Consider the following 17,077-nt stretch of genomic DNA (forward strand, 5'->3'; position numbering starts at 1 on the left):
TATGGGCAATCTGAGCTTTATTGCTTTTTTACGGGAGCAAGAGATATTCTGGTGTCGTTCGGTTTATCTGTAAAAAGTACGATAGTACTAAGTGTAATTTAAATTACATCTTGTAACTTTTTAATATTTCTAATTAGGATTGAAATTAAATAAACTGTCACCACTTAGTAATTTCGCTAATAATGATTGTCATATCTGTCTCCATCACAAAAATCGGGATCGCCTAATATCAATGGACTATCTGGTAGAAATTAACAATCTGACTTTTAAGCGCGGCCAGCGTGTTATCTATCAGGATATCTCTATGAAGATTCCCCGTGGAAAAACCACCGCAATTATGGGCCCCAGTGGTATAGGTAAAACCACTATGTTGAGGTTGATAGGAGGGCAGCTAAAGCCTGATCAGGGCGATATTCTGTTTAATGGTGACTCTATTCCGAGCATGAATCGTCGTCAACTTTATCAGGCCCGTCGCCATATGAGCATGCTGTTCCAAAGTGGGGCGCTGTTCACTGAAATGTCAGTGTTTGACAACATTGCCTATCCATTGCGCGAACACACCGAATTATCTGAATCATTAATACGCCTCGTGGTTTTGTTGAAATTGCAGACTGTGGGATTGCGTGGAGCTGCTGATTTAATGCCGAATGAGTTATCTGGCGGCATGGCTCGCAGAGCGGCATTAGCAAGAGCGATTGCCCTTGATCCCCAACTGATTATGTATGATGAACCTTTTGCTGGACAGGATCCTATTTCCATGGGGGTGTTGGTCAAGCTTATTAAGGCACTTAATGATGCGTTGAATCTGACCAGTCTGGTGGTAACCCATGATGTGGATGAGGTCATGAGTATCGCCGATTATATTTATATCATTGCCGATCAAAAAATCATTGGTGAGGGGAGTCCGGAACAAATAAGAAATAGTGACTCATTGTTAGTGCAACAGTTTTTGCAAGGCCAGGCCGATGGTCCCGTTCCTTTTCATTATCCGGCGCAGGATTTAAGGCAAGAATTAATCAATGGTGGTAAATCTTAATGTGGCTGGTTAGCTTAGGTGCTTCGGTACTGAATAAAATAGCAGCGATCGGGCGAGCTGCACAAATACTCGGTGGAGCCATTATAGCTTGGCCCAAACCGCATAAAAACGTTCCCTTAGTGATTAAACAAATTTATGTGGTGGGTGTGCAGTCGTTGCTGATTATTGTCGTATCAGGTTTGTTTATTGGCATGGTAATGGCGTTACAGGGCTACACTATTTTGGTCGGCTATGGAGCCGAAGATAGTTTGGGGCCGATGGTAGCGTTATCTTTACTGCGTGAGCTAGGGCCTGTTGTGACCGCGTTATTGTTTGCCGGGCGAGCCGGCTCCGCATTAACGGCTGAAATTGGTTTAATGAAAGCCACTGAGCAACTGAGTAGTTTAGAGATGATGGCTATTGATCCATTACGCAGGGTGATTGCACCACGTTTTTGGGCGGGAATAATTTCGATGCCGATGTTAGCGATTATTTTTAGCACGGTGGGTATTTTAGGTGGTCACTTGGTTGGTGTTGACTGGTTAGGTGTTGATAGCGGCAGCTATTGGTCGATTATGCAATCAACCGTTGAATTTAATGGTGATGTTTTGAATGGGGTTATCAAGAGCTTGGTATTTGCTGTAGTGGTGACCTGGATTGCGGTATTTAAAGGCTATGATTGTCTACCAACGTCCGAAGGAATTAGTAAGGCGACGACTGAAACAGTTGTGCATGCTTCGTTAACGGTTTTAGGGCTGGATTTTATTCTGACAGCCCTGATGTTTGGGATTGAATAAATGAATTCGCGTAAGATTGAATTAATGGTAGGTATTTTTGTCGCATTAGCTATAGCTGCAGCTTTGATGTTGGCACTAAATGTGGCTAATCGTGGTATTACGGGTAGTGGAGATACGTATCAATTATTTGCCAAATTTGACAATATAGGTGGCTTAAAAGTCCGTTCCGCTGTCAAGGTTGGTGGTGTGACGGTGGGTCGAGTGACCTCGATCAAATTGGACGATAAAGATTTTACCCCAGTGGTAACGATGACTATTGCCCGTGAGTATGCTCACTTTCCTGAAACGAGCTCGGTAGCAATTTTGACATCAGGTCTGTTGGGCGAACAATATATTGGTTTACAGCCTGGATTTTCCTTTGATGGTATAGGCACATTGAAAGAAGGTGATTACATTGAAGATACCAAGTCTGCTTTAGTCTTGGAAGATTTGATTGGTCAGTTCCTGTTTAGCAAATCTAAAGACTAGGGGAATCAACATGTTGAGAAAATTAGTCGGCACTGTACTGTTAGTTATCGGTCTATCAGTATCTACTGCAGCGATGGCTCAGGATGAAAGTAATCCTTATTTGATGGTAAAAAATGCCGCGACTAAAACCTTTGATCGAATCAAGCGGGAGCGGGTTGCGATTGAGAAAAATCCAGATTTGTTGCGGGCCATTATGGAACAAGAATTATTACCGCACGTGGATTATAAGTTCTCGGCGTTAAAGGTGCTGGGTAAGCATTTCAAATCGGTTCCTCATGATAAAATTCCCGAATTTATTCAAGTTTTCAGAGATTATTTGGTAACCACTTACGCGATTGCAATGTCTCAGTATGATGATCAGGTTGTTGAGTTTGAACCAGCCCAAGATGTTGAAGATGATCGAATGGTTACGGTACGCGCCTTGGTCAAAGAACCCGGTCGACCTGATATAAAAATCGCTTTTAAAGTGCGTAAAAGTAGCCGTACTGATGAATGGAAAGCCTTTGATATGGTGGCAGAAGGCATTAGTTTATTGTCCAGCAAGCAAAGTGAGCTGGAAGGGATAATCCGTCAAGATGGTATTGATGCAGTGATTAAAATGCTGAAAGAAAAAAATAGCCAATCCATCGTGTTGCCAAACAAAAAAGAGGACAACTGATTGGACGCACTTAACGTTGAGCTTAAGGAGCAAAACCAGTTTCATTTTATCGGAGCGTTAAATAGCAAGACGTTGGTCAAGCCGTGGCAAGATCGTCAAGCGCAGTGGCAAAAAATCAATAGCGAAATTATTTTTGATTTACAAGGCGTAACGTTGATTGATACGGCCGGTTTAGCCTGGTTATTGCAGCTGATTGATGAGTGTCAACGAGCCAACAAAAACTTAAAATTAGTCAATGTCCCGACGTCATTACTGAAGTTGGCAAAAATGAGCGACGTTGAGGGCTTTTTACCGTTACAATAGCGGCAATTTATTCAAATCATAGATTGGTCATGCAAATATCTGAAATAGAATCCATTTTAAAACAATCCCTGACATTATCTGAGCTGGTAGTTACCGGTGAAGGTTCCCATTTCCAAGTGATCGCAGTGAGTGACAGCTTTGAAGGCTTGAGTCGAGTCAAAAAGCAGCAAGTTGTTTATGCCCCACTGAAAGCGCATATTGCCGATGGCAGCTTACATGCGCTAACGATTAAAGCGTTTACCCCAGAACAATGGGAAAAGGAGCGTAAGTTTCTTATGCCAGGTGCACTGTAATGGAAAAACTGTGCATTCAGGGCGGAACGGTTTTGCAAGGCGAAGTGGTTATTTCGGGCGCAAAAAATGCCGCGTTACCACTGTTAATGGCCAGTTTGTTAACCAAACAGTCATGCCGATTCAGCAATGTACCCGAATTACGGGATATCAATACTACCTTATTACTACTTGCACAGATGGGCGCTAGCACGGAGCGTGTCGATTCACAGACCGTGACTATTGATACAGGTAAATTAAATAGCTGTGTTGCGCCGTATGATCTGGTCAAAACTATGCGAGCTTCTATCTTAGTGTTAGGCCCATTATTGGCGCACTATGGTAAAGCAGAAGTGTCGTTACCTGGTGGTTGTGCGATTGGCGCACGGCCAGTCAATTTGCACTTGAATGGCTTGCGTCAAATGGGCGCTAATATTGTGGTTGAAGAAGGTTATGTTAAAGCCTCCATCAATGGTCGCTTGCAAGGTGCACGCATCTTCATGGATATGGTCAGTGTTGGGGCTACCGAGAACTTAATGATGGCAGCGGCCTTAGCTGAAGGCACCACCGTTCTGGAAAACGCCGCCCGTGAGCCGGAAATTGTAGACTTGGCTAACTGCCTTAACCAAATGGGGGCGAAGGTTTCTCATGCAGGTACTGATAAAATAACTATTGAAGGGGTTACGGAATTACAAGGTTGTGATTACCGAGTTTTGCCTGATCGAATAGAAACAGGAACCTTTCTGGTGGCTGCGGCAGCTACCGGAGGCAGAGTGAAATGTCTAAATGCAGCACCGGAAACTCTCGATGCGGTGATCAGCAAGTTAAGGGAAGCGGGCGCCCAAGTTCAATGTGGTGAAGACTGGATTGAGCTGGATATGCAAGGCAAACGTCCTAGTAGTGTCAATATTAAAACAGCTCCTCATCCCGGCTTTCCTACGGATATGCAGGCTCAGTTTGTGGCGCTGAATGCTATCGCGACAGGCACGGGAGTAGTGACAGAAACTATATTCGAGAACCGTTTTATGCATGTGCCGGAATTGCAGCGCATGGGCGCGGTAATTGACTTGGAAACCAATAGTGCCGTGTGCCGTGGGCATTCCAAGTTAAATGGTGCGCAAGTGATGGCAACCGATTTACGGGCTTCTGCTTGTTTAGTCATTGCCGGATTGGTGGCTCAAGGTGAAACCATTGTTGATCGTATCTACCACCTTGATCGTGGCTACGATCATATCGAATCTAAAATGAATGGGTTGGGAGCTAACATTAAGCGGGTTAGCGGCTAACGTTAACCTTCAGGGGTAGCCCCAAGCTCTCTAATAGTGACAGGGATTGTCATTATCTGATTATTACGTATCACCTCAAAGGTCAAAACCGTGCCTGGTTTGGTTTCGGCTACCACGTCCAATATTTGATGCACACCTTCAATATCTTGGTCATCCACTCGAGTGAGAATATCCATTTTTTTAATCCCGGCTTGAGCCGCAGGTCCATAGGGATCCACTTCACTAACTAGTATACCTGACGGGTTTCCCGCACTGGTGTATGGCTGGCTACTTGGTGTGCCAGTAATACCCATATAACCACGAATAACTCGACCATTGGCAATAATTGAATCCATGACCCGTTTGGCAAGCTCATAAGGAACCGCAAAAAAGATTCCTGCTACGTCTTTAATCCGGTTCTGACTATCCAGAGTTTTAAAGTTGGCGTTATTGATCCCTAACAGGTAACCATTGGAATCCACCAAGGCACCTCCAGAATTTCCTTCGTTGAGGGTAGCATCCATTTGAATAAAGTCGGCATAACCATTATTGGCAATATTGCTTAAACCACTGCGGCCGGTAGCGCTAATCACCCCTTGGGTAATCGTTTGACCTAGTCGATACGGATTACCAATCGCTAATACCACGTCACCCACGCGAGTTTTGGTTTGTTCTTGTTGAGCGATGACCGGCAAATTTTCTTCGTCGATTTTTAGCACCGCTAAGTCAGTAAAAGGATCTTGTCCTATTTGTTGCGCTTCCAAAAAGCGCCCGTCACTGAGTCTGATTTGAATCGATTCTGCGTTTTTTATCACATGGTAACAGGTCAGGATATAACCGTTCTCATTCATAATCACGCCGGACCCAGAACTGGTTCTTTCGATAGTTTGACCGTGATAAGGAAATGGTCGGGTAGCGACACTTTGGCTGTATATATCGACGACAGCGGGGGCGGCTGATCTGACCGCGTCGTGAAAACTGACTCTGTCGGTGGATTCGGATTGTTGATTGAATAAACGTAGTGATAAACCAGAACCTTGGCGTAGATCAGGAATTAGAATTAGCATCACTACAGATACAACAATGCCCAAAATGATAGATTTGCTAAAAAAATAACCCCAAGAACGTTTTTTCACGATAAGTCAGTCAACAAGCTTTATAATTGCAAAAATAATAACATCGACCGAAAACAGAAGATAGCGGCCGAATGCCGCTATCTGACATATTCTATACCAATCCATCTGAATTCAATGTATTGATATGACAAGGATTTAACGTACAACCAAGAATACTGAACTGTCACCACGTTTAACATTAAGGGCAATAACGCGTGGACTGTCTTCAAGTTGTTTACGCAATTCAGCAACTGTTTCCACTCTGTGGCGGTTAACACCGACAATCACATCACCCTCTTGCAAACCCACTCTGGCAGCCGGTGAGCGAGGCGCTAATTCGCTAATTTCAACACCTTTATCACCATTTTTGGTTTTACCATTGGACATAACGGCACCTTCCAGTGATGGATGGATTTCTTTCGCGGTAATATTAGTTGCTTCGAAATCGCCTAGTGTCGCCTTAATGGTTTTCGTTTTACCATCGCGTATTAGGGTTAATTGAATGTCCGAACCAGCACCCAGAGTACTGACCTTGGCTCTTAATTCTAAGAAACTATGAATTTTCTTACCGTTAATTGCAGTAATAACATCGCGAGCTGCCAAACCGGCTTTATCGGCCGCAGAATCCGGCGTTACTTCACGAATAACCGCGCCTTGATTAATATCCAGTCCCATTGCATCAGCTAAATCTGCATCCAGATCACTGCCCGTAATGCCCAGTAATCCGCGTCGAACTTCACCAAATTCAACAATTTGATCCGTCAGACTTTTAACCATGTTGGCAGGAATGGCAAAGCCGATACCGATATTGCCTGGGCCCAAAATTGCCGTATTGATCCCTTCCAGCTCACCATGCAGATTAACCAGGGCGCCACCGGAATTTCCGCGGTTAATTGCCGCATCGGTTTGGATAAAATCTTCAAATCCTTCAATATTCAGGCCTGTTCTGCCTAAAGCGCTGACAATACCTGAGGTAACGGTTTGGCCTAAGCCAAAAGGATTGCCGATGGCAATAACAAAATCACCGACACGAAGTTTGTCGGAATCCGCCATTTTAAGTGCAACCAGGTTATCGGCTTTAATTTGCAGTAAAGCGATGTCACTTTGCTCGTCCGAACCGAGTTTCTTCGCTTCAAATTCACGACCATCGGTCAGTTTCACCCGGATTTCGTTGGCATTTTCTACGACATGATTGTTGGTGACGATATAGCCTTCATCTGCGTTGATGATGACACCTGAGCCCAAGCCTTTAAAAGGTCTCTCCTGAACTTGCTCATCGGGCGCATTGGGACCAAAAAAGTATTTAAACATTTCGGGAACCCGCTGGCGCGATACTTGAGTCCCTTCCACTGATATGCTCACCACCGCTGGGGTGACTTCTTCAAGCATAGGAGCCAGCGACGGGACTTTATCGTCGTCGGAAAAAAACGGGATGGCTGCGAATGTAGATGACATCACTGCGACTGATAAAGTGATAGCAGCAACAGTACGAATTACAGCGTTTTTCATTCGGGAAACACTCCAAAGTTAATAAGATCTGTTAGTTAAAATAAGTACGAAAATAACTTTTTCAACACCGAACCTAATGACTCAACTAACTTCAACAAAGTTCCCCAAAACTGCCGATTCCAGATTATTTTATGCTGTTTTTACGGCCTGTAATCATACAATGACAGTCTACATGATCACATGGGTTGCGTTACTCAGATACCTCTTTTTGAGCTTTTTTAGTCCCGCTTAACAAACCGGAATTGCCCCCGGCATAATCTAATGGTTGGTAATCAGATGAAGCTGACTCAGGCTTGCTGCGAGAAGAATTATGCCGTAAATAAGCATTGGCTTGGTCGCCAAAGTAAGTCAGTTTATTGGTGCTATTTTCTTGTTGGGCATCGGCAACGTTCATTTCAAAATGATCGAATTGAGTTTTTAAGGCCGAGCACTGTTTTTCAATCGAATCGATAAGTTGACGAGATTCACGTAAGTGCGTACTGGTTTGCTGAGCCAATATCTCCTTAATCGTATTCTCGACATTTTTATCGGTATTATTATTCTGACGTTGTGTAAACCAATAGCGGGCAACAAAAAAACCTATTACGCCACCAGCTATTAACAGTAGTAAACCCGTTACAAAACCCATAAAACCTCCACAATCTTCAACATACGCTTTACTTAATAATAAGCACTAAGCAAACTATGCGGCCATAAAAATGTAATTTTTAATGACCAGCAAGGCACTAGCAGTTCTATATGATACCTCTAACTCCCTGGCAAAAATACCAGCAAGACTTGAAAAATGATGACTTTGTGCATGATAGCGCTCAAGAACAAGCGGTTATGCATTTACAACGTTTATACGATGAATTATTGGCTAAGCGCTCAGCGGGCGGGCCATTGCAAGCATTATCCAAGTGGTTTCTATCCCATGATAAGCAGCAAAAAATAAAAGGATTGTACTTTTGGGGGGGAGTGGGACGTGGCAAAACCTATCTTGTCGATACGTTTTACGAGTGTCTGCCAATAAAGCGCAAAATGCGTATTCATTTTCATCGTTTTATGTATCGGGTGCATCAAGAGTTAAAGCATTTGGCTGGGCAATCCGATCCGCTCAAAGTTGTGGCCAGCCAATTTGCCAAAGAAGCTAAAATTATTTGTTTTGATGAATTCTTTGTTTCTGACATTACCGATGCGATGATTTTAGGAACCTTGATGGAAGAATTGTTCAAGCATGAGGTAGTATTGGTAGCGACGTCCAATATTATTCCTGATGAATTGTACCGCAATGGGTTGCAACGAGCCCGTTTTCTACCTGCCATTGCCTTATTGAATCAACATACTGAGGTCGTCAATGTTGATAGTGGCACCGATTACCGGTTACGTACGTTAAAGCAAGCTGAAATTTATCATTCACCATTAGACGAGCAGGCCAGCACCAACTTACATCGTTATTTTGAGCAATTAGCCCCTGAAGTGGGTCAGCAAAATCGCTCCATTTCACTGTCCAATCGATTGGTTGAGACCCTCCGGGATGCGGATGGGGTGGTGATGTTTGATTACAAAATTATGTGTGAAAGCCCGCGTAGTCAAACCGATTATATGGAAATCAGCCGCTGTTACCATACGGTGTTATTGTCCGGCGTGAAACAAATGGGGCAACATAATGATGATGCTGCCAGACGCTTTATCGCGATGGTAGATGAGTTTTATGAACGAAATGTTAAATTAATTATATCGGCGCAGGTGCCGATAGATAACCTGTATACCACGGGACAATTGAATTTCGAGTTTAAACGCTGTCTAAGTCGACTTAAAGAAATGCAAAGTCATGACTACCTTGCCTTGCAGCATTTACCATAAATTACCGCCATTGTAACTGCGGAGCGGATCTCCAATTTCCCATCGTGTATTGAATTAAATCGAAGGTTATCAAAGGCTTGTTCTTAGGCTATTGATGTTAATTTGATGTAAAAATCGCTAACCAGATAAAGTTAGACTAACGTAATAGTCTGGTTGCTTGTGTATTTAATATCTAAGGTGGTGTTCTGATGAATTGGCAAAGTATTCGTGTAAAAAGCTCGTTGCCTATAGCACTATTGGCTATCGCTCTGTTGATAACCTTTCTATTTTTGTCGCATTTATTGCGAATGCAGGAGCAAGCGCTAGATGCCCAGTCTTCCAAGTTTTTAAAAGCGATCTCAGTAATTCTGAATGCGGATCGGGATTTATATCAGGCCAAATTGGCAGAAACCCATGTCATTACCAAATTGGGGGATATGGCCGCAGAACAAAACGATATCAAAGAAAATGCCCAACAAGTTAAACAACGCTTTGAAAAATATCGGGAATATTTGGCCGAATGGCCTGATGTTGCTAAGCGTTTTAATGAATTTGAAGACGAATATTCAACTTGGCTGGATTCTTCTAATCAAATTGTAGAGCTAAGCCTGCGCGGTGAACTGAGTGCCACAGACTCCCGAGTGACTGAGTCTACGCGTAAATTTGAAGCGTTGCGCAGTGTGTTGGATAAAGCTGGCGTTGCCGCGGAAGAAAAGTCGAAGGAAGTTCAACTGGAACTTGAAAGTGAAGTTGCAACCTTCAAAACTATCTCGTTATTGGTGTTACTGATCCTAGTGGCGATTGCCGGATGGTTTAGTTATGCCATACCCAAAAAGTTAACAGAACAAATTAATTTTCTGACCAGCCGAATAAATGAAATCGCCTCTGGAGAAGGTGATCTTACTGCCAGAATTAATGTGACTTCAAAAGACGAGTTTGGTGAGTTGGCCGGGGAGTTTAATAACTTTGTGGTCAGTTTGCAGGATCTGATTAAATCCATTTTGGGGCAGGGCCACAATTTGGGGGAGTTAACAGTAACCTTGGCAGAATCGGCTGAAAAAACCCAGTCGGTGATTAATTCCCTTACTGTCGCCTCAGAGTCAATTGTCAGTGCTGTGTATGAAATGAATAGCTCGAATAAAGAAATGGCAACGATTGCCTCTACTACTGCCGAAGAAGCTCAAAAATCGACGGAAATGTCGAGTGAAGGGATTGTCGTAGTCGATAATTCTAATCGTCAGATTGGCCAGCTGTCTGCAGATATGGATAAAGCGCTGGATAGCTCAGCTCAACTGCAGAAAAATTCGGAAGAGATTGCTTCAGTACTGGATGTAATTCGCGGAATCGCAGAACAGACTAATCTATTGGCATTAAATGCCGCTATTGAAGCTGCCAGAGCGGGTGAGCAGGGAAGAGGATTTGCCGTAGTGGCAGATGAAGTGCGAACGTTGGCGACGCGTACCCAGGAAAGTACCAATCATATTCAATCCATGATTGAACAGCTAAAAGCCAGTGTTAATCAGTCAGCGGATGCCATCTCTAGCGGCAAGAAAAATGCTGATCAAATGGTAGAGATGTTTCAAAAGGCTAATGAAGTCTTTACCGCTATTCAGCATTCGTCTGCAACGGTTAACGATATGTCCTCGCAAACGGCACTGGCTACCAACGAACAGATGCAGGTATCCGATGCGATTAGTCAAAGTTTGCATCAGTTGAATGATCAAACCACAATTGCTTCTGCCGTGGCCGAATCGAATGATAATCTGGCCAAACAAATTAAAGAGTTATCCGTAAGCCTGAATCAATTGGTGGGTCATTTCAGAGTATAATCGTTGTGAATAATGATGATATTCCGAAGGACGCGAAGGCGTCCTTTTTTGTCTCTGGCTTGTTGCGTGCCGTTTAATACACAACAAAGGTTAAATTTCCCAGTGTGAAATGATGACTTTAGTTAAACACACCTAATTTGTATGTAATTTCCGCGTGACCTATCGAATAAAATCTGTATAATGCGCGCCCTGCCCAGTTACTGCCACTTTGGGAAAGTGGAACGGCTAAATAACTCGAAGGGGTTAATAGATTTAGTCTTAGCGGTTTGACTGTTGTGCAGTTAAACCAGAATGTAACTTTTTTATTTATTAAGGGTAACGATTGATGAAAACTTTTGTTGCTAAACCTGAAACGGTAACCCGTGAATGGTTTGTGGTAGATGCCGCAGAAAAAACACTAGGTCGTCTTGCGACAGAAATCGCACGTCGTCTACGTGGTAAACATAAGCCAGAATATACGCCTCACGTAGATACTGGTGATTATATTGTTGTGATCAACGCTGAGAAAGTAGTTGTTACTGGTAATAAAACCCAGGACAAAATGTACTACTCACACACTGGCTATCCAGGTGGTTTGAAAGAAGTTAACTTTGAAAAGTTACAAGCACACAAACCAGAGATGATCATTGAGAAAGCGGTAAAAGGTATGTTACCTAAAGGTCCTTTAGGTCGTGCTATGTTCCGTAAAATGAAAGTCTACGCGGGCACTGAGCACAAGCATGCAGCTCAACAGCCTCAAGTTTTGGATATTTAGGAGCTAGGTTATGGCAGATAATCAATACTACGGTACCGGTCGCCGCAAAAGCTCTACTGCTCGCGTATTTTTACGTCCAGGTAGTGGAAACATCACAATTAATCAGCGTTCAATTGACGTGTTCTTCGGTCGTGAAACGGCTCGTATGATCGTTCGTCAACCGCTTGAATTGGTTGAAATGACTGAAAAATTCGATTTGTATATCACTGTTAAAGGCGGTGGTATCGGTGGTCAAGCTGGCGCTATCCGTCACGGTATCACTCGTGCACTGATGGAATTTGACGAAACACTTCGTCCAGCACTGCGTAAAGCCGGGTTTGTAACTCGTGACTCTCGTCAGGTTGAACGTAAGAAAGTTGGCTTGCATAAAGCCCGTAAACGTCCACAGTTCTCAAAACGTTAAGTTTACAGTATTATCAAAAACCGGCTCTTGCAGCCGGTTTTTTTATGTGTATTTTATGCTGTTGCTGACAACCCGAGCAGGCGGCAGGGAAATAGTCGTTTTTACTAACTAATTTATTGTTTTCTACATATTTCCTTGTGTTTTGAAGGGGTTTTCTTTTATCATTTTCGCGCTTTGTAACTTAATTATCGCTTTTTTGTGTGTATACACGAATAAATAGTCACTATTCAGTCGTGCTTAGTCATTGTTAAGGTAGTCACAGGTAGGTATAACAGTATTCAAGTACCTATTAAAGATAATGATCATTTGATGGTTATGCAGTGTTCTAGGCCAATCCGGTTGTATTATGCTGTTTAGCGCAGGTCGGTGATGACCCAGTGGAACAACCTGATAAGCCGATATTACGGTAAGCTGAGTAATTATATAAAATCCAAAACTTGGAGATAGAGTGGATGAGTACTACGCCTGTAGATAACAGTCGGCGTCGCTTTCTAACCATTGCAACGTCAGTTGTTGGTGGAGTGGGAGTGGCCGGTGCCGCTGTGCCTTTTATTGCATCCTGGAATCCCAGCGCCAAAGCGAAAGCCGCTGGTGCAGATATTGAAGTGGATATCAGTAAAATTGAACCGGGTCAGTTATTACGTGTTGAATGGCGTAGCAAACCAGTTTGGATTGTACGTCGTACACCGGAAATATTGGCTGAATTGGAAAAAGACGAAGATAAGCTCAAAGATCCAAATTCTGATGAAGAGCAACAACCGGAAGTCGCTCATAATCGCTATCGTTCAATTAAAGAAGAGTATTTGGTGTTAGTAGGAATTTGTACCCATCTGGGTTGCTCACCAGGTTATTTAAAAGACGGTGCATTTGAAGAGATAGTTGAAGGCGTTCCAGACGGATTTTTCTGTCCTTGTCACGGCTCACATTTTGATATGGCTGGCCGCGTATTTGAAGGCTCACCTGCGCCAACCAATCTAGTTGTACCACCGTATTACTACATTGATGACAATACCTTATTAATAGGGTCAGAAGAGGGAGCAGCATAATATGTGGCAAAATCTACTCGACTGGATTGAATATCGTATTCCGATGATGCGTGTGGCAAAAATGCACGCGATGGAATATCCGGCACCTAAAAATATGAACTTCTGGTACGTATTCGGCTTTTTAGCCACTATCGTACTGATTAACCAAATTGTTACTGGTGTTTGGTTAACCATGAATTTTGAACCTTCTGCAGAACGTGCATTCGCTTCGGTTGAATACATTATGCGTGAGGTCGATTACGGTTATATCTTGCGTTATATGCACTCTACGGGCGCTTCAGCGTTCTTTATCGTGGTTTACCTGCATATGTTCCGCGGCATGATCTATGGCTCTTACCAAAAACCTCGTGAATTGCTGTGGTTGTTTGGTATGTTTATTTATCTGGCTCTAATGGCCGAAGCTTTTATGGGTTACGTATTGCCTTGGGGGCAGATGTCATATTGGGGCGCCCAAGTAATTGTATCGCTGTTTAGTGCTATTCCTGGTATCGGTCCTGATTTAGTGGTGTGGATACAGGGTGATTATGTTATTTCTGGCGCTACCTTAAACCGTTTCTTTGCATTGCACGTGATTGCGTTGCCCTTAGTGATTGTCATTCTGGTGTTCCTGCATATTGTTGCATTACATGAAGTGGGTTCTAACAATCCGGATGGTATTGAAGTCAAACGTAAAAAAGGCTCACTCAAAGAAGAAGAGAAAACCAAGTTCAAAATGCATGAGTACTATACCAATAAGTACGACATTATTGATGACGTCGTACCATTCTTCCCGCATATCGTGTTGAAAGACTTGGTGGCATTCTGTGTGTTCCTGTTGTTGTTCTGCTACGTGATGTTCTTTAATCCAGGCATGGGAGGCTATTTCCTTGAGCATCCTAACTTCGAGATTGCTAATGGTCTGAAAACCCCTGAACATATCTTCCCGGTTTGGTATTTCACTCCGTTCTATGCGATTTTGAAGGCGGTACCGAATAAGCTGATGGGGGTTTGCGCTATGTTTTCAGCGATTATCTTCCTGTTCTTGTTGCCTTGGTGGGATCGTTCAAAAGTGAAATCATGGCGTTATCGTTCCGGATTGCATAAATGGAATCTGATTGTGTTTGCCGCGGTATTTATCTTCTTGGGATATTTAGGTGGAACACCACAGGAACCGTGGAAAGTTATCGCGTCACGAATACTAACGGTGATGTATTTTGGCTTCTTTATCTTATTGTTTATTTACAGTAAGAATGAATCAACCAAACCACTGCCAGCGAGGATCACTAAATGAAGAAGTTAATCATTCTATTGAGCTTACTGCTGCCATCATTGGCCATGGCAGCCGGTGGTCATAACGTACATCTTGATGAAGCCAATATCGACTTAACCGACAAGGCTTCTCTACAATCTGGCGCCCGCACTTTCATGAACTATTGTTTGGGTTGCCATCAGATGCAATATCAGCGTTATCAACGCACTTTTGAAGATATTGGTGTACCACTGGATTTAGGTGCTGAAAATCTGCAGTTCACTGGTGAGAAGGTGGGTGATTATATTACCAATAATATGCACAAAAAGACTGCGGCAACGTGGTTTGGTGCTGCTCCACCCGATTTAACACTAGTGGCACGGGTCAGGGGAGTAGACTGGCTGTATACCTACTTGCGCAGTTTCTATGCTGATCCATCCAGACCTTGGGGGGTGAATAATCTGGTTTTCCCTGAGGTAGGTATGCCCCATGTATTGCAGGAACTACAAGGCTTGCCAACCAAAACCTATGAGAAGCACTTGGTTGATGGTGAAATGGTGGAACGTTACGTTGGCCTGAAAAGTGATGGGAAAGGCGAACTTAGCCCTGACGAATACGATAAAACCGTATTGGATTTGGTTAACTTTCTCGCCTACACCGGTGAACCGGCTCGTTTGGAAGCTGAAAGCATTGGCCGTTGGGTGATTGTGTTCATTCTGGTGTTATTTGTATTTGTGTATTTATTGAAGAAAGAATACTGGCGCGAAGTTCATTAATTCTGCAAAAATTCGTGTATAATGATAAATCGATATGAAAAGGGGCACTAATGCCCCTTTTTTTGCCATCTATGACAAAGATAATTTTTAGGATTTGGAGGAAGCTTAATGGCTGTAGCCACAAATAAACGTTCTATCATGACATTGTTTTCTGATGCGATAGATATTTATAGTCATCAAGTACGCATTGTTTTGGCAGAAAAGGGTGTTGGTGTCGAAATTACATTTGTCGAGCCAAATAACGTGCCTGAAGATTTAATCGATTTAAATCCATATGGGACTGTACCTACGCTAGTGGATCGTGAGCTGGTATTGTATCAATCTCGGATCATCATGGAGTATTTGGACGAGCGTTTCCCTCATCCTCCTTTGATGCCTGTTTACCCAGTGTCGCGCGGTCAAAGTCGTTTGATGATGCATCGTATTGAACAAGACTGGTATTCATTGGCAGAACAAATTTTAAAAGGCCAGAATGTTGAAGTTGCCCGTAATGAACTACGTGAAGCGATTTTGAGTTTGGCTCCTTTATTTGCAGAAACACCGTTCTTTATGAGCGAAGAGTTCAGTTTGGTTGATTGCTATCTGGCACCATTATTATGGCGTTTGCCGGCATTCGGAATTGAACTTTCCGGCAATGGTAGTAAAGAAGTGAAAAGCTATATGAAACGTATTTTTGAACGTAGCTCCTTTATCGCGTCTTTGACCGATCAGGAACGTGAAATACATAATCCATTATAGGTTTGAAGATGACATCTAATCGCCCTTACATGCTACGTGCATTCCATGAATGGATTCTGGATAATGACCTGACCCCTTACATGGTTGTCGATGCACTGCAACCTGGCGTAGAAGTACCTCAGGAACATGTTAAGCAAGGTCAGATAGTACTAAATATCTCCCCCAGTGCGTGCCAACAATTAACAATCGGTAATGTTGATATTAGTTTTCAGGCGCGTTTTGGTGGTGCTGCCCGACAGCTTTTCGTGCCGGTTAAAGCGGTACTGGCTATTTATGCTAAGGAAAACGGTGCTGGAACTATCTTTACTGATGAAGAAGAACTTAGTGAAGAAGAACTGGATGTCGCTGAAGCACCAACACCACCAGCGAAAGGCAAGCCACAGCTTAAGGTAGTAAAATAGTTGGATTAAATATTGATAAAGGCCGCTGATGCGGCCTTTTCTATAACAATTAGCTGGTGTTTATATTTTGTACTTAATCGACTTCGCTACCTTATCCACTTTTAAATAAAGCCAGATTAATTAATATACTCAAATGCCTTAACTACACGAGCTACGCCATTAATATTACGACTAATATCCACTGCAATACTCGCTTCCTGTTCACTCACCAGCCCCATTAGAAAGACTTCCGAGTCTTCTACGACGATATCAATGTGTAGTCCGTCGATACGTTTATCGGCGATTAAGTTAGCTTTGACTTTGGAGGCGAGCCACACATCATTGGTGCGTGTTCCAGCTGAGGTTGGCGACCCGATCCTTATTTGATTGTGTAATTTACGGATATGAGCGACACTTTTAGCAGCCTGTTCAGCTTGATTACGTATATCGTCGTTGGGCGCTTGCCCGACCAATATGGCGATACCATTAAATACATTGACGCTAATGTGAGCAAACTCGTCAATATTTTTATTTTCGCCCAGATTATTAAATATCCGTGCGGTTAGCGTTTTATCGTCAATTTGGGTGCCAATGGTTCTTCTATCATGGGCTGAGCTGGCGACACCCACACCTCCGGCAACAAGTAAGGCTGCGCATCCTTGTAAGGCTAATAATGATAATAAAATAATAAATCGCATGG

At 43.1% G+C, this 17,077-nt stretch carries 20 protein-coding genes; 16 read left to right on the top strand and 4 right to left on the bottom strand.

Going from position 1 to position 17,077, the window contains the following annotated elements; translation table 11 throughout:
• Positions 1–232: 232 nt before the first annotated feature.
• From mlaF to murA, 7 genes are read left to right on the top strand one after another with little or no spacing between them, the layout of a single operon-like run.
• Positions 233–1,036: a phospholipid ABC transporter ATP-binding protein MlaF gene (gene mlaF / locus ACTD55_RS00095; protein ID WP_438862258.1), complete on the top strand. Its 804-nt coding sequence runs from the start codon at positions 233–235 to the stop codon at positions 1,034–1,036.
• Positions 1,036–1,812, top strand: a complete 777-nt coding sequence (gene mlaE, locus ACTD55_RS00100; RefSeq protein ID WP_438862259.1) for a lipid asymmetry maintenance ABC transporter permease subunit MlaE — start codon at positions 1,036–1,038, stop codon at positions 1,810–1,812. Before mlaF ends, mlaE begins: the two co-directional genes overlap by 1 nt.
• Positions 1,813–2,280 (top strand): outer membrane lipid asymmetry maintenance protein MlaD, encoded by a 468-nt coding sequence (gene mlaD / locus ACTD55_RS00105; RefSeq protein WP_438862260.1) that lies wholly within the window; start codon positions 1,813–1,815, stop codon positions 2,278–2,280.
• A 10-nt stretch (positions 2,281–2,290) separates the two neighbouring features.
• Positions 2,291–2,938, top strand: coding sequence for an ABC transporter substrate-binding protein (locus tag ACTD55_RS00110; RefSeq protein ID WP_438862261.1), 648 nt, complete (start codon positions 2,291–2,293; stop codon positions 2,936–2,938).
• Positions 2,939–3,241 (top strand): STAS domain-containing protein, encoded by a 303-nt coding sequence (locus ACTD55_RS00115; RefSeq protein ID WP_438862262.1) that lies wholly within the window; start codon positions 2,939–2,941, stop codon positions 3,239–3,241. It abuts the gene before it with no gap.
• A gap of 29 nt (positions 3,242–3,270) precedes the next feature.
• The gene (locus ACTD55_RS00120; RefSeq protein WP_438862263.1) at positions 3,271–3,534 is read left to right on the top strand and encodes a BolA family protein; all 264 of its coding nucleotides are present in this window, start codon (positions 3,271–3,273) and stop codon (positions 3,532–3,534) included.
• A complete protein-coding gene (gene murA, locus ACTD55_RS00125; RefSeq protein ID WP_438862264.1) occupies positions 3,534–4,796 on the top strand; it encodes a UDP-N-acetylglucosamine 1-carboxyvinyltransferase in 1,263 nt (420 codons plus the stop codon). The genes ACTD55_RS00120 and murA overlap by 1 nt, the downstream gene beginning before the upstream one ends.
• 2 nt (positions 4,797–4,798) lie before the next feature.
• Here murA and ACTD55_RS00130 read toward each other — a convergent pair whose 3' ends face one another.
• The 3 genes from ACTD55_RS00130 to ACTD55_RS00140 all read right to left on the bottom strand — a co-directional run bounded on the left by ACTD55_RS00130 (position 4,799) and on the right by ACTD55_RS00140 (position 8,027).
• Positions 4,799–5,911: a trypsin-like peptidase domain-containing protein gene (locus tag ACTD55_RS00130; RefSeq protein WP_438862265.1), complete on the bottom strand. Its 1,113-nt coding sequence runs from the start codon at positions 5,909–5,911 to the stop codon at positions 4,799–4,801.
• A 135-nt stretch (positions 5,912–6,046) separates the two neighbouring features.
• Entirely contained in the window at positions 6,047–7,399 is a 1,353-nt protein-coding gene (locus ACTD55_RS00135) for a Do family serine endopeptidase (RefSeq protein WP_438862266.1), read from the bottom strand.
• Between the two features lie 190 nt (positions 7,400–7,589).
• Positions 7,590–8,027 carry a ZapG family protein gene (locus ACTD55_RS00140; RefSeq protein WP_438862267.1) on the bottom strand — a complete coding sequence of 146 codons (438 nt, stop codon included), beginning with the start codon at positions 8,025–8,027 and terminating at the stop codon, positions 7,590–7,592.
• 110 nt (positions 8,028–8,137) lie between these two features.
• Here ACTD55_RS00140 and zapE point away from each other — a divergent pair, with 110 nt between their 5' ends.
• The 9 genes from zapE (at position 8,138) to ACTD55_RS00185 (ending at position 16,398) form a co-directional block, all read left to right on the top strand.
• On the top strand, positions 8,138–9,244 hold the full coding sequence (gene zapE, locus ACTD55_RS00145) for a cell division protein ZapE (protein WP_438862268.1): 1,107 nt from the start codon (positions 8,138–8,140) through the stop codon (positions 9,242–9,244).
• Between the two features lie 188 nt (positions 9,245–9,432).
• On the top strand, positions 9,433–11,052 hold the full coding sequence (locus tag ACTD55_RS00150) for a methyl-accepting chemotaxis protein (protein WP_438862269.1): 1,620 nt from the start codon (positions 9,433–9,435) through the stop codon (positions 11,050–11,052).
• 325 nt (positions 11,053–11,377) lie between these two features.
• Positions 11,378–11,806 carry a 50S ribosomal protein L13 gene (gene rplM, locus ACTD55_RS00155; protein WP_416306195.1) on the top strand — a complete coding sequence of 143 codons (429 nt, stop codon included), beginning with the start codon at positions 11,378–11,380 and terminating at the stop codon, positions 11,804–11,806.
• A 10-nt stretch (positions 11,807–11,816) separates the two neighbouring features.
• Positions 11,817–12,209: a 30S ribosomal protein S9 gene (gene rpsI / locus ACTD55_RS00160; RefSeq protein ID WP_438862270.1), complete on the top strand. Its 393-nt coding sequence runs from the start codon at positions 11,817–11,819 to the stop codon at positions 12,207–12,209.
• A 452-nt stretch (positions 12,210–12,661) separates the two neighbouring features.
• On the top strand, positions 12,662–13,255 hold the full coding sequence (petA, locus tag ACTD55_RS00165; RefSeq protein WP_438862271.1) for a ubiquinol-cytochrome c reductase iron-sulfur subunit: 594 nt from the start codon (positions 12,662–12,664) through the stop codon (positions 13,253–13,255).
• 1 nt (position 13,256) lies between these two features.
• Positions 13,257–14,525, top strand: coding sequence for a cytochrome b (locus tag ACTD55_RS00170; RefSeq protein WP_438862272.1), 1,269 nt, complete (start codon positions 13,257–13,259; stop codon positions 14,523–14,525).
• Positions 14,522–15,259, top strand: coding sequence for a cytochrome c1 (locus ACTD55_RS00175; RefSeq protein WP_438862273.1), 738 nt, complete (start codon positions 14,522–14,524; stop codon positions 15,257–15,259). The genes ACTD55_RS00170 and ACTD55_RS00175 overlap by 4 nt, the downstream gene beginning before the upstream one ends.
• A gap of 108 nt (positions 15,260–15,367) precedes the next feature.
• Positions 15,368–15,997 (top strand): stringent starvation protein SspA, encoded by a 630-nt coding sequence (sspA, locus tag ACTD55_RS00180; RefSeq protein WP_438862274.1) that lies wholly within the window; start codon positions 15,368–15,370, stop codon positions 15,995–15,997.
• 8 nt (positions 15,998–16,005) lie between these two features.
• Complete coding sequence (locus tag ACTD55_RS00185; RefSeq protein WP_438862275.1) at positions 16,006–16,398, top strand: ClpXP protease specificity-enhancing factor; 393 nt, start codon at positions 16,006–16,008, stop codon at positions 16,396–16,398.
• Positions 16,399–16,514: 116 nt separating this feature from the next.
• Here ACTD55_RS00185 and ACTD55_RS00190 read toward each other — a convergent pair whose 3' ends face one another.
• Complete coding sequence (locus ACTD55_RS00190; protein WP_438862276.1) at positions 16,515–17,075, bottom strand: BON domain-containing protein; 561 nt, start codon at positions 17,073–17,075, stop codon at positions 16,515–16,517.
• Positions 17,076–17,077: the final 2 nt, after the last annotated feature.

Source organism: Neptunicella sp., from assembly GCF_048268085.1.
In the GTDB taxonomy this organism is placed as follows: Bacteria; Pseudomonadota; Gammaproteobacteria; order Enterobacterales; family Alteromonadaceae; genus Neptunicella.